This is a genomic window from Bacillus sp. OTU530 (genome assembly GCF_038440375.1).
On sequence record NZ_JASATP010000008.1, the window covers coordinates 42,013 to 54,190 of the forward strand.

The window sequence follows — 12,178 nt, forward strand, 5'->3', positions numbered from 1 at the left end:
ATTCAGAAATCCCCTGTTCTATCCAGATCCTGCAAGTTGTTTACTAAGAAGAAGAAAAAGCAATACTGACAGGCAAAAAGGTTGTCTTCCTCTTTTATGATAGTAAAAAAATAAAGAAACGCCAACCTTTTCCGAATCGGAAGAAGAGAGAGCGATTGTCATTTCCCCTAATAGGAAGCTGTGTAGAACTTTCTGAAAGTAAAGAAAACTCGCCGATTGGCGAGCCCTGCCCTTGGGCGAAGACAGAGACGTAGGTGCACTTATACTGTCTTCCTAGCTTTCCAACTACGCCGAATTTGCTTCTAGCTGGAAAGCTATACTTCTTTTCTATAGTGTGAAAAAAATGACCCAAACTGGGTCATTCTGCTTTATCGTACGCCGCAATAATTTTTTGAACGAGTGGATGACGAACAACATCTGCTTGCTCAAGGATAATAAAGGAAATTCCGGATACGTTGCGTAAAATAGCGGATGCAGCAGAAAGGCCGGGCTTTACCCCTTTCGGCAAGTCCACCTGTGACGGATCGCCAGTTACAACCATCTTGGAACTGAAACCAAGGCGAGTTAAAAACATTTTCATTTGTGCACTCGTCGTATTTTGTGCCTCATCCAAAATAACAAAGGAGTCATCGAGTGTACGTCCCCTCATATAGGCAAGCGGGGCAACCTCAATTGTACCACGCTCAATCATGCGCTGCGTATGCTCCTGTCCAAGCACATCATGAAGAGCATCATATAATGGACGCAAATACGGATCAACCTTTTCCTTTAAATCACCAGGCAGAAACCCAAGACTTTCTCCCGCCTCTACCGCTGGTCTCGTTAGAATGATGCGCTTAACTAGGCCATTTTTTAATGCTCGAACAGCCATGACAACTGCCAAATACGTCTTCCCTGTCCCAGCTGGCCCAATGCCAAAAACAATATCATTCTTTTTCATAGCATGTATATATTGCCTTTGCCCTATCGTTTTAACGTGAATCGGCTTTCCTTTTGCGTTTCGGAAGATTTCTTCTTCATACAGCTCCTCAAAATGCTGTAACCGTCCACTCTGTCCAAGCTGGACAGCGTAAGCAACGTCCCGTTCTGTAATCGTTACGCTCTTTCGGATTACCGCAAGCAGACGCTGCAAAATTTCTTCAACAAGCTGAACCTGCTCGTCTGTTCCAGAAACTCGCACCGAACCGCCTCTTGTAATAATAGAAACCTGCAATTCCTGTTCAATAAGCTTCAGATTGGCATCATTTACACCAAAAAGAGCGGCTGCTTCATTTTGATTTTCTACTTGTTGAGTTAGTTCCACTAATTGTTCGGTCATTCGTTACGCTGCTACTGAAAATGTATACAACTATCTAACGCATGAGAAGCTATTGAGCTCCATAAACATCTATTCCAATTTAACTTAGCGTATATATCTTTCAGTAGACTTCCTTTCTTTAAATTTGGATGCTTTGCTTGGGCTTCACTCACTTCACAATGCAGGTACCCTACCCCGCGCCTGAATTGTGATTGCGTTTAATCCCATTTCATGATGATTTTTGTTTCTTTTTAGATTCCTTTTGGGTATCCGGTTTCGAAATTGGCTGGGTAGCAACGATATCCTCGATTACCTTATAGTGTAATGATAACTTTAATTTACCATTCTCTAGCCGCTTCTGTAAAACCTTTTCCCCAACAATCGTGGCTTTCTCATCCAACTTTTTCTTAAGCTCCTGCTGCGCCATTTCTTTCCCGGCCTCAATCGCCTGTTTTTCTGTATATTGTCTGTCTGCAGCTTCTTCCTCTCGTACCGAAACCTTTTCATAAGCAATCGGCAATGACCAGCGGAAAAACTTTATATTGTACATCATAGCGTCTTCCTTAAAACGCTTATATTTATTTTCTTCAAATCCCCAAACTTTTATCTTAAAATTCCCCAATTTGATATAATGCTTCACAAAAAACGCTCCTGTATATACTTGAAAAGTTGTTTTTAAAGGGACTTCCACCTCTGACTTGTACCAAGTTTCGCCAAAAATTACTCCCTTAGCCGGGACAAGTGTCGGATTGTCTTCTTTGCCATACATACCAGACACGAGCAATTGCCCCTTTTCTACATGATCATGCACCGCCACAGCCGGCTTCCCCTTCTCTACAAACAGCCTTTCAATCACTGCTTCCTTTTTAGCGATTAAATTACGAGGGGATAATGCTTCTTCTTCTTCCGGCTCGCTCTTTTCTACAACCTGCAAGTGATAGGTCGTACCTCGCAGCTCCACACCTACCCAGGTAATAGAATGGACATTATTTGTTAACGAACGCTGAATAGCATCTACATCAGGCATTTGAAATTGCAGCTTTCCTTTTTCCACACCTAGACGGTTCAGCTCCTTAACCAATAAATATTCGGTTTCCGGCTTTGCTCCCTCGATTTTCACATTCCATACCATGTTAGATAGGATGATAATACTCACAAAAAAGAGAACAAAGCCAATTAAAAAGCCGCTGTTACGCAGAAGACGCTTCTGCCAAAACGGAAAGCCGTACCGCCCTATAAACGCAATATCACATTCATTTTTACGGCGCACCCCGCGGAGTCTGCGCACATCCTTCAGCAGCATATGGAAGGTAAGGGCTTCGTTTCCTATTCGCTTTACATTCCAAACAAATATCCCTCTACGTACGCACTCATTTACAAAGCGCTCGCTGCCGCGGCCTTTTAATCTCACCTTTACGTATCCCAAAAAGACGGTAACCCATTGATTCTTCATGACTCTCCTCCATTACTCGTTCAAAAATAGAACTTGTTCTATTGTTCCTTCAAGCAACAGTTCCTCCGGAAGAATCGTCTTGATGACAAACGAGTTGCCCCTTATAAGTAATTGCCCCTGCTTCAGCAGCAGACGCACCTCTGTGTCCGAGAATACTAACAGTCCTCGATGATTTTCTATATAAATGTGAATTTGTCCAACCAGTGTAATGCGAGGAAGATCCATGAGGACGTCAGCAGGCAGGTCCATCTTCTTAGTAATCCAACTTTTCATTTGTTGCTGAAGCTTTCTCACCGAAGAATCCCCCCTTCTCATCTCATATGTATGAGTTTTCTTACAGGTGGTTGTTATGCTGTAATGACTTCACTAACATAACTATATTCTGAAGGAGTTTGTATCATGTTAACTAAAACAGTCGCTATATACAATCGCATTTCTCGGGACAAGATGATGTTCTCCTTAATCACAGAACCGCTAATACAAGACTATGCGAATCAAAGGGATATCAGTACAAGTTACATGAAGAGAGAAAGGCTAATAAGGAATTGAAAGAAAAATTCAAATTGGATACAAGTAAAACTATCATTTATGAAAATTAAAGCAGCCATTCGGGCGTTTTCTTTTTGTCCACACAACAATAAAATTTTCTGTTGTGGTGACAAAACTTAAAGGAGAGTATGCAACTAGGTGAAATTAAGAATGCTACCCTAATAATCAAGGTAGCATTCATTCTCAGACGTACTTAGCTAATTAAACATGAGCAAGCTCAGGGGTTTGTACATGAAGCGGGGGAGGGACTAACCATCCTTTTTCTTTGTTTATCCGTAACAATCTTCCACCAAATTGGACCTTAGTGGCATGGAACTGTCCAAACATCATCGCAACGTCTTCACGAATACTTTGACCAATCATTTGGCTACATGCAACTAACCCTGTAGCAATGTCCCTTCCTACACTAGCAGAAATCTCAGGGTCGTTAAATCTTGCCCCTGCAGGGATACTTTCTAACGCAGCGATTGGACGTTCAGGAGGAGAAGGCGGCAAGCCAATTCCATTTACTTTTAGTAAATTTTCGACCTGCTCGATTTCCTGTTTCATACTTCGCATCATATCTTCAAGGAAATTTTCTAAATCTCCATCGCCAGTATGGTTATAGAGCGTTTGATATCCAACCAGTAATCCACGAGTTGTTGCAAGGTAACCCCATACACCAAAAACTTCACCATAGTGCATTGGCTCATTTGTTGGATTTCCACTTAATATTCCCATGATTGTCCTCCTTATTTCAAAAACATTCATTGAGCGACCTCCCTTTCTCAACGTTCGGTCACGTTGTTATAATCTCTAAAAAAACTGATGCTATGCGTCATTCCTAATGATGGTTATTAGAGGTATATCTCGCAATTTTAACCTAAGTAGTTCTGTCTACAACTTAATGAATAGCACCTAATGAAGCTGGAGACATTAAGTATTGATGAAAGGAGAGAGAGCCATGAAGAAAAAGCTATCTTTAATAACTTGTACTTTAGCTTTAGCTGCAATGACTTTAGTAGCACCTGTTCATGCTGCAAATAATAACAATAACAACGTGGATAGAGTTAATTACAATGACAACTTAAACACTCGAAACGTCACTACAACAACAGACATTAATGATGATAATGATACAAACTGGGAATGGCTCGGTTTATTAGGATTAGTAGGTCTGCTTGGTCTTAGAAGAAGAAGAGAGGAAAACGTTCGTTAATACAGATAACTGTTTGTTTTTATTATTCAGTTACTTTAGTTTCACAACGAATGATAAAGAACTTGGAAACTCTCCAAGTTCTTTTTAATGTCAATTACAAAGTGATTACTTGAGTAATTTAATCTGCTGTTTTCCTCCCTGTTTCTGTTTTACACCTTAAACTGAATCCGATAAGCTGAAGCATAGTGCTTCCATTTTACTGTTTCTAAATTATGCTTAGTGAAATAAGGATTCCCAACAACCGTCTATAAAAAAATTCATATGCATGAAGAAAAGGCATGTTCTAGCACCGAAAAAGAAAAAGGGCTCTGTTTTACATATATGGCAGGAGAAGGTGAAAAATATATAGAGGAAAGGGGGAGCAACCATTGTCTATCTTTTTGGGACATAATCATCTTACTTTGCTGCAATGGCTTGAGCGCGGTGTAATCATTTATGTCTTCTTGGTACTTGTGGCCAAATTCATGGGCCAACGATCTATATCGCAATTACGTTTCCTTGATTTTGTGATAGCTCTTTTGCTTGGCGGGCTATTAGGAAATCCTCTTGCCGATCCCAGCCTTGATGTTTGGGATGGGATGATTACAAGCTCTGTGCTCGTCATTCTGCATGCTGGCAGTGCTTTTTTGGGCTTAAAATGGGAAAGATGGAGAAAATTCCTCGAACCGCCTCCCCTAATTTTAATCCGAAATGGACGATTTCTCTTATCGAACTTAAAAAAAGCAAGAGTCTCTATCGATTATGTTTTATCAAGCCTTCGTCTTCAACAGATAGAGGACATCCAAAAGGTAGCAGTTGCCCTGTGGGAACCTGGCGGCACGATTTCCGTCTTCCTAAAAAGTGAATACGAGACCCCAACAAGGAATGATATGAATATAAAAAGTGAAGCATTTTCATTGCCGACAGTTGTTGTTAAGGAAGGAAAAATAAGAAAAGAGGCGCTCCTTTCCTTAGGAAAAGATGAAGCTTGGCTGCAGCAGCATATAAAGGAACCTATTCACATGATTTTGTTTGCAACTCTAGATGAACAACATCGCCTACAACTTATTTTTAAGGAATAAAGAAAACTCGCCGATTGGCGAGCCCTGCCGTTGGGCGAAGACAGAGGCGTAACCCTACTTATACTTTAGTCCCAAAATCTCTCACTACGTCGAATTGTCTTCTAGCTAGACATCACCCCGAAAAGTTATATTTTCTTATCTTGTCAAATATCATAAAAAAACGTCTCGGTTATACCGAGACGTTTTTTTATGATAGCAATTGTGAAACAAGCTTATTCACTAAAGAGCCGTCAGCTTTCCCTTTTACTTTTGGAATGACTGCACCCATGACTTTGCCCATATCAGCTTTAGAAGCTGCACCCGTATCCGCAATTGCTTGCTTAATAACGGCTGTTAGCTCCTCTTCGCTCAACTGCTGTGGTAAATACTCTTCTAAAACTGCAATTTCGCCTTTTATTTTATCCACAAGGTCTTCACGACCCGCTTTTTCAAATTCAAGGAGGGAGTCTTTGCGCTGCTTTAATTCACGAGTCAATACTGTTAGCTCAGCCTCTTCAGACAAGGGTTGTTGCTGCAGCTTAATGCCTTCATTTTGTAAAGCAGACTTTACCATCCGAATGGTGGTAAGCTTTTCTTTTTCTTTATTCTTCATCGCTTGTTTCATATCATCGTTTAAACGATCGAGAAGACTCATAAATACACCCTCTCTTAGAATTTACGCTTTCTAGCTGCTTCAGACTTCTTCTTGCGTTTTACGCTTGGCTTTTCGTAAAACTCACGTTTTCTTGCTTCCGCAAGCGTACCAGTTTTAGAAACTGCTCTCTTAAAACGACGAAGCGCATCCTCCAAAGATTCGTTTTTGCGAACGACTGTTTTAGACATCCTTCTTTCCCTCCCTCCGAAACATCCACTTACATCTTAGATTCTAGGGCATGCAAAAAAGAAACACTTCTTCAGCATGTCTTTTAAGATTATAATACATTGCTTCCTTTCTGGTCAACCATATTGTAAAGAAATTTTGACTGACAGGCACCCATGCGTAAAGAAAACTCGCCGATTGGCGAGCCCTGCTCTTGGGCGAAGACAGAGGCGTAGTTGCACTTATACTGTATTCCTAAAATTTCCGACTACGTCGAATTTGCTTCTGGCTGGAAATTTATACTTTCTTACAGTGATCAATATCCCTAGCCTGTCGGGGCCTCTTAATAATCTGTTTTTGCTGCCTGTCCGCTAATCAGCGCTACACCAGAGCTTGTTCCAATCCTAGTTGCCCCTGCCTGTACCATCGCTTCCAGACCTGCAAAGTCGCGAACCCCTCCTGATGCTTTGACACCGATAGCAGGTCCAACCGTCTTTCTCATAAGAGCGATGTCCTCTACCGTCGCACCGCCCGTTGAGAATCCGGTTGACGTTTTTACAAAATCAGCTCCCGCTTTGACGGCCAATTTGCAAGCACGCACCTTCTCTTCTTCCGTTAACAGGGACGTTTCAATAATAACCTTTGTCAGCGCTTTCCCTTTTGCCGCCTCTGTAACCGCACGAATATCTCTTTCAACAAGTTCGTCATTTCCATCCCTTAACGCCCCAATATTGATAACCATATCCACCTCTGTTGCACCCTTCGCAATTGCATCGCTAGCTTCAAATGCTTTTGTTTCGGGTGTGTTTGCCCCTAGAGGAAACCCAATAACTGTACATACAGCCACATCTGTTCCGTGAAGAAGCTGCGCGGCCGCCTCGACCCAAGTCGGATTCACACACACAGATGCAAAGTGATGCTGCTTTGCTTCCTCACATAGTGTTATGATGGTTTCCTTTTTTGCATCTGCCTTCAGTAATGTATGATCAATCAATTTTGCATAATTCATTTGTTACCCCTTTCCGCACCGCCATGTACGAAGTTCATTATCTGACCACTGCAATTAATCGGATTATATCATAAGATATATGCCTTTCCTATTGTTAAGTTATCCGCGTTTTATGATTTCATTCCTTCGCTATCGCAACTTTATCCTGTACTTGGAACGTTAGGCGGCTTAGGTGGGGGCAACTGCACGGACACTGCACGCCTAAAATTGCCGACAGTGCAAAAAAGCATGCAAACACCCCGTTTGCATGCTTTTTATCACGCGCTGGCAGCCTCTGTTTCAACTGCAGCCTCAACAACGCGGACAAATTGTCCTTCATTATATGGATAGCCAGCCTTTGTAATTTTCACTTTTACAAGCTTGCCGATCAAATCTTCCGTGCCTTCAAATACTACCTTTAGGTAATTATCTGTATATCCAACAAGTAATCCGGTTTGCTCTCCATCCTTGAATGCCTCTTCTGGGATGATTTCAAGCACTTCACCCTCAAACATAGAAGCATATTCCTTCGCGAGCTGATCAGATAACGCAATAAGCTTATGCACACGCTCATTTTTGACATCCTCAGCTACTTGATCATCCATACGAGCGGCAGGCGTACCTGTACGCTTGGAATACGGAAATACATGCAATTCAGAGAATTTATGTGCTTGGATAAAATTAAAGGTTTCCATGAACTCTTCTTCTGTTTCACCCGGGAAGCCAACGATAACATCCGATGTAATCGCAAGACCCGGAAGTGCTTCCTTCAAGCGATCAAGACGCTCTCCGAAAAACTCCATTGTATATTTGCGGCGCATCCGCTTTAGTACTGTATTCGATCCTGACTGGATCGGAATATGCAGATGGCGCACTACAATTTTAGAATCGCGCAGTACCTCAATTACCTCATCTGTAATTTGGCTCGCTTCAATTGAAGAAATACGCAGACGCTTTAATCCTTTCACTTGTGCTTCCATGTCACGAAGCAGCATCGCAAGATTATAGTCCTTTATGTCTTCACCGTATCCGCCTGTATGAATACCGGTTAGGACGATTTCCTGATAGCCTGCATCCACAAGCTGCTGCGCTTGGCGAATAACCTCCTGCGGATCACGTGAACGCATTAAGCCACGCGCCCATGGAATAATACAGAATGTACAGAAGTTGTTGCAGCCTTCTTGAATCTTTAATGATGCACGTGTACGATCTGTAAAATATGGAACATCCAGCTCCTCATACACACGAGTTTTCATAATATTGCGCACCGCATTGATCGGCTGACGCTCGTTTTTATATTGCTCAATATATCCAAGCATGCTGCTGCGATCTTGTGTTCCAACAACAATATCAACACCAGGAATAGCCATGATCTCGGCTGGAGATGTTTGTGCATAACAGCCTGTTACACAAATAACAGCGTCTGGATTTTGACGGACCGCGCGGCGAATGATTTGCCGGCTCTTTTTATCTCCTGTGTTTGTCACTGTACATGTATTAATCACATACACATCTGCCGCTCTTTCAAATTCGGTGCGCTCGTAGCCTGCTTCTTTAAACAGCTGCCAAATCGCTTCTGTTTCATAATGGTTGACTTTGCACCCTAACGTATGAAACGCAACTGTTGCCATATAATCACCTCATTAGTTCAAAATGATAGGAAACAGCAGACAACGCATAAAGCGGTGCTGTTTCTGTTCGTAAAATTCTCGGTCCTAAGCTGCAGGAAACGAAAGTATGTTCACACAAACGCTGCACTTCATCCTCTGTCAAGCCGCCTTCTGGACCAAATACAATTAGAAGACGCTGTCCAGGCTGAAGCTTCTCAAGTGTTTGCACAAAATTTGCTTTTTCACCTTTTCTTGCTTCTTCTTCATACGCTACGATACATGCATCATATTGCGCGCTTGCCGCAAGCAGCTCCTTAAAGGAAAGTGGCGCTGTTACCGACGGCACAATGCTCCGATGAGCCTGCTCTGCCGCCTCCTTTGCGATTTTTGCCCAACGCTCTACCTTCTTCTCGCTCTTTTTGCTATCCCATTTTACAATCGAACGAGATGCCTGAAACGGCAAAAAAGCGGCTGCCCCAAGCTCGGTACCCTTTTGTAAAATGAGCTCAAGCTTATCTCCCTTTGGCAGGCCGCTTGCAATTGTAATCGCAACAGGCAGTTCGCTACGCTCCTCCACCCATTGTACAACAGCCACTTTCACAAATGTATTGGTAATTTCAGCAATCGTACAAATCACTGTTTTTCCGTTTAAGCAGCAATACAATTCGTCCCCTGGCTCCATGCGCATCACTCTGGTAATATGATGCGCATCGTCACCTTCTATTGTAATATGATTGTTGTTTACCTGCTCCTCATGTACAAAATAACGCTGCATTTGCTCACACCCTTACGCCTTGTTGCGGGCAATGATTGCAACCCAGTCTTCCATCGTCATAACTTCTTCAATTGTAAAACCGGCTTGTTCCAGTCCTTCACTCACATCCTGCTGCTTCGCTGCAATGATGCCGGATGTAATGAATAATCCGCCTGGCTTTAACACTCTTGCCGCATCATGCGGGAATAATAAAATAATATCTGCAAGAAGATTTGCGACAATCAAATCAACCGGGCCGTCAATATTTTGCAGTAGATTGTTTTGTCCAACTGTGACAACATCGTCTGCTTTATTGAGCTCCACATTCATTTGGGCACTCTCCACCGCTACCTCATCCAAATCATACGCCTGTACAGCGGCAGCGCCAAGCTTGGCAGCCGCAATGCTCAATATGCCTGATCCAGTACCGACGTCAATCACGAGATCCTCCGGCTGCACTGCTTTTTCAAGTGCCCGGATGCACATAATCGTTGTTGGATGTGTACCCGTCCCAAATGCCATCCCAGGATCAAGTTCGATAATCCGCTCTGTTTCTACCTCAGGTGTATATTCCTCCCATGTTGGCACAATCGTAAACGTATCAGACACTTTAATCGGATGGTAATATTGCTTCCACGCCGTTGCCCAATCCTCTTCATCAACCTCTGACGCAGTTACAATGTTCGCGCCAATATCAAGCCCAAAGGCTGAAAGAGCACTAACAGATACGCGGATTTGCTCTAATAGCTGATCGAATGTGTCATTGAGCGCAAAGTACGCCTTAACTCGCACGCCTTCCTCTGGATACTGGTTCGCATCTACCTCGTAAATTTCACCGAAGCGGTTGTCACGCTCCTTTGTAAAGTCCATTTTATCTTCAATTGAAACACCACTTGCCCCTGCTTCATGCAAAATGTGGGAAACTGCCTCAACAGCCTCCTGTGATGTATGAACTGTAACCTCTGACCATTTCATAATCGATCTTGTCTCCTATGCTTTTTTAGCACTGTAAGAAAGTATAAACTTCCAGCTGAAAGTCAAATTGACGCAGTCGGAAATTCTAGAAATACAGTGTAAGTGCGACTACACCGCTGTCTTCGCCTAATGGTGAGTTTCTACAGCACACAAGCCCCCTGTCTATCAAGGAGGCTCATGTGCGCTAAAAACCAAATTCTCTTTGCTTCCCCCGTCTATTAGGAAATAAACGAAATAGGAAACCTTTCTATATTAACCAGTATTACCCTTTAAATGCTCTTTTAAGCTTAGCAAATAAGCTGTCGTCTTTATGCAAATCCTCATGCCCATCCTTCGCAAGCTCTGTTAATAGCTCCTTTTGGCGGGATGTAAGTTTTGTCGGTGTCACAACCCGTACAATGACATACTGATCACCTTGACCATAGCCTCTTACATTCGGTGCACCTTTTCCTTTTAAACGGAATTCTGTGCCCGTTTGCGTACCAGCCGGAATTTTCAGCTTCACCTTACCGTGAACGGTCGGTACCTCTACCTCATCGCCAAGCGCGGCCTGTGCAAAAGTGAGTGGCATTTCGCAAATGACATCATCACCATTACGCTCAAAAAATTCATGCTGCCTCACGCGCACAACAACATATAAATCTCCCGGAGGTCCACCGTTTATTCCGGCTTCTCCTTTGCCAGAGATGCGAATTTGCTGACCATCATCAATCCCGGCTGGAATTTTGATATTAATCTTTTTACGCTTACGCACCTTTCCTGCGCCATGACATGTCGTACATTTTTCTTTAATAATCTGACCTGTTCCACGGCAATGCTCACATGCACGGCGATTTACAATACGGCCAAACGGTGTATTTTGCTGCACACTCACCTGACCCGTTCCGCCGCAATGCGAACATGTATCCTTTGAAGTTCCTGGCTTTGCGCCAGAGCCATGACATGTATCACAATTTTCGTCGCTCGCAAGTTCAACCTCAGTTTCTTTTCCAAAAATAGCCTCTTCGAAGCTGAGCATCATTGAATATTGAAGGTCTGCTCCTTGACGAGGCGCGTTCGGATCACGGCGTCTGCCGCCACCGCCGCCAAAGAATGAACTGAAAATATCCTCAAAACCGAAGCCTCCAAAATCTCCACCATCAAACCCGCCGCCAAAGCCCTGATTCGGACCTGCATGACCAAATTGGTCATATTGCGCACGCTTCGTATCATCACTGAGAACCTCATACGCTTCCTGTACTTCCTTAAACTTCTCTGTTGCATCCGGCTCTGTACTTACATCCGGATGATATTTTTTAGCCAAACGGCGGTATGCCTTTTTAATCTCATCTTTAGACGCTGTTTTGCTAACACCCAGCACCTCATAGTAATCTCTCTTACTCATAATGTAACACCCCCGACTCCTTTCACATAAACGTAATTGTAACACCTAAAGAAATACCTTTGCAAATAGGAAAAGCGGACACGGCCCAGTTTTGCTTCCCTAAGTTACAA

13 protein-coding genes are annotated in these 12,178 nt (G+C 43.0%); 2 read left to right on the plus strand and 11 right to left on the minus strand.

Going from position 1 to position 12,178, the window contains the following annotated elements; all coding sequences use genetic code 11:
• Positions 1–358: 358 nt before the first annotated feature.
• The 4 genes from AAHB12_RS08095 to AAHB12_RS08110 all read right to left on the minus strand — a co-directional run bounded on the left by AAHB12_RS08095 (position 359) and on the right by AAHB12_RS08110 (position 4,019).
• Positions 359–1,318, minus strand: a complete 960-nt coding sequence (locus AAHB12_RS08095; protein WP_129727304.1) for a PhoH family protein — start codon at positions 1,316–1,318, stop codon at positions 359–361.
• Positions 1,319–1,526: 208 nt separating this feature from the next.
• The gene (gene yqfD / locus AAHB12_RS08100) at positions 1,527–2,750 is read right to left on the minus strand and encodes a sporulation protein YqfD (RefSeq protein ID WP_129727306.1); all 1,224 of its coding nucleotides are present in this window, start codon (positions 2,748–2,750) and stop codon (positions 1,527–1,529) included.
• A gap of 12 nt (positions 2,751–2,762) precedes the next feature.
• Complete coding sequence (gene yqfC / locus AAHB12_RS08105) at positions 2,763–3,065, minus strand: sporulation protein YqfC (protein WP_379952305.1); 303 nt, start codon at positions 3,063–3,065, stop codon at positions 2,763–2,765.
• 435 nt (positions 3,066–3,500) lie between these two features.
• Entirely contained in the window at positions 3,501–4,019 is a 519-nt protein-coding gene (locus AAHB12_RS08110; RefSeq protein WP_129727310.1) for a DUF3231 family protein, read from the minus strand.
• Positions 4,020–4,242: 223 nt separating this feature from the next.
• Between AAHB12_RS08110 and AAHB12_RS08115 the strand changes: the two genes are divergently transcribed.
• On the plus strand, positions 4,243–4,497 hold the full coding sequence (locus AAHB12_RS08115; protein WP_129727311.1) for a WGxxGxxG family protein: 255 nt from the start codon (positions 4,243–4,245) through the stop codon (positions 4,495–4,497).
• A gap of 368 nt (positions 4,498–4,865) precedes the next feature.
• Positions 4,866–5,558, plus strand: a complete 693-nt coding sequence (locus AAHB12_RS08120) for a DUF421 domain-containing protein (RefSeq protein WP_246040195.1) — start codon at positions 4,866–4,868, stop codon at positions 5,556–5,558.
• 187 nt (positions 5,559–5,745) lie between these two features.
• Here AAHB12_RS08120 and AAHB12_RS08125 read toward each other — a convergent pair whose 3' ends face one another.
• The 7 genes from AAHB12_RS08125 to dnaJ form a co-directional block, all read right to left on the minus strand.
• Positions 5,746–6,192, minus strand: a complete 447-nt coding sequence (locus tag AAHB12_RS08125; protein WP_129727312.1) for a GatB/YqeY domain-containing protein — start codon at positions 6,190–6,192, stop codon at positions 5,746–5,748.
• Positions 6,193–6,206: 14 nt separating this feature from the next.
• Positions 6,207–6,380, minus strand: a complete 174-nt coding sequence (gene rpsU, locus AAHB12_RS08130) for a 30S ribosomal protein S21 (protein WP_129727313.1) — start codon at positions 6,378–6,380, stop codon at positions 6,207–6,209.
• 320 nt (positions 6,381–6,700) lie between these two features.
• Positions 6,701–7,366 carry a deoxyribose-phosphate aldolase gene (gene deoC, locus AAHB12_RS08135; RefSeq protein WP_342044911.1) on the minus strand — a complete coding sequence of 222 codons (666 nt, stop codon included), beginning with the start codon at positions 7,364–7,366 and terminating at the stop codon, positions 6,701–6,703.
• A 257-nt stretch (positions 7,367–7,623) separates the two neighbouring features.
• On the minus strand, positions 7,624–8,976 hold the full coding sequence (gene mtaB, locus AAHB12_RS08140; RefSeq protein WP_129727315.1) for a tRNA (N(6)-L-threonylcarbamoyladenosine(37)-C(2))-methylthiotransferase MtaB: 1,353 nt from the start codon (positions 8,974–8,976) through the stop codon (positions 7,624–7,626).
• A gap of 4 nt (positions 8,977–8,980) precedes the next feature.
• Complete coding sequence (locus AAHB12_RS08145) at positions 8,981–9,730, minus strand: 16S rRNA (uracil(1498)-N(3))-methyltransferase (protein WP_342044912.1); 750 nt, start codon at positions 9,728–9,730, stop codon at positions 8,981–8,983.
• Positions 9,731–9,742: 12 nt separating this feature from the next.
• Entirely contained in the window at positions 9,743–10,684 is a 942-nt protein-coding gene (gene prmA / locus AAHB12_RS08150; protein ID WP_342044913.1) for a 50S ribosomal protein L11 methyltransferase, read from the minus strand.
• A gap of 262 nt (positions 10,685–10,946) precedes the next feature.
• The gene (gene dnaJ / locus AAHB12_RS08155; RefSeq protein ID WP_342044914.1) at positions 10,947–12,068 is read right to left on the minus strand and encodes a molecular chaperone DnaJ; all 1,122 of its coding nucleotides are present in this window, start codon (positions 12,066–12,068) and stop codon (positions 10,947–10,949) included.
• Between the last annotated feature and the right edge of the window lie 110 nt (positions 12,069–12,178).

Bases quoted from the DNA above. Each gene is read 5' to 3' on its own strand.
- yqfC (WP_379952305.1), bottom strand. From the start codon at position 3,065: ATGAGAAGGGGGGATTCTTCGGTGAGAAAGCTTCAGCAACAAATGAAA.
- rpsU (WP_129727313.1), bottom strand. From the start codon at position 6,380: ATGTCTAAAACAGTCGTTCGCAAAAACGAATCTTTGGAGGATGCGCTT.
- mtaB (WP_129727315.1), bottom strand. From the start codon at position 8,976: ATGGCAACAGTTGCGTTTCATACGTTAGGGTGCAAAGTCAACCATTAT.
- AAHB12_RS08115 (WP_129727311.1), top strand. From the start codon at position 4,243: ATGAAGAAAAAGCTATCTTTAATAACTTGTACTTTAGCTTTAGCTGCA.
- AAHB12_RS08110 (WP_129727310.1), bottom strand. From the start codon at position 4,019: ATGGGAATATTAAGTGGAAATCCAACAAATGAGCCAATGCACTATGGT.
- AAHB12_RS08145 (WP_342044912.1), bottom strand. From the start codon at position 9,730: ATGCAGCGTTATTTTGTACATGAGGAGCAGGTAAACAACAATCATATT.
- dnaJ (WP_342044914.1), bottom strand. From the start codon at position 12,068: ATGAGTAAGAGAGATTACTATGAGGTGCTGGGTGTTAGCAAAACAGCG.
- AAHB12_RS08125 (WP_129727312.1), bottom strand. From the start codon at position 6,192: ATGAGTCTTCTCGATCGTTTAAACGATGATATGAAACAAGCGATGAAG.
- AAHB12_RS08095 (WP_129727304.1), bottom strand. From the start codon at position 1,318: ATGACCGAACAATTAGTGGAACTAACTCAACAAGTAGAAAATCAAAAT.
- prmA (WP_342044913.1), bottom strand. From the start codon at position 10,684: ATGAAATGGTCAGAGGTTACAGTTCATACATCACAGGAGGCTGTTGAG.
- deoC (WP_342044911.1), bottom strand. From the start codon at position 7,366: ATGAATTATGCAAAATTGATTGATCATACATTACTGAAGGCAGATGCA.
- yqfD (WP_129727306.1), bottom strand. From the start codon at position 2,750: ATGAAGAATCAATGGGTTACCGTCTTTTTGGGATACGTAAAGGTGAGA.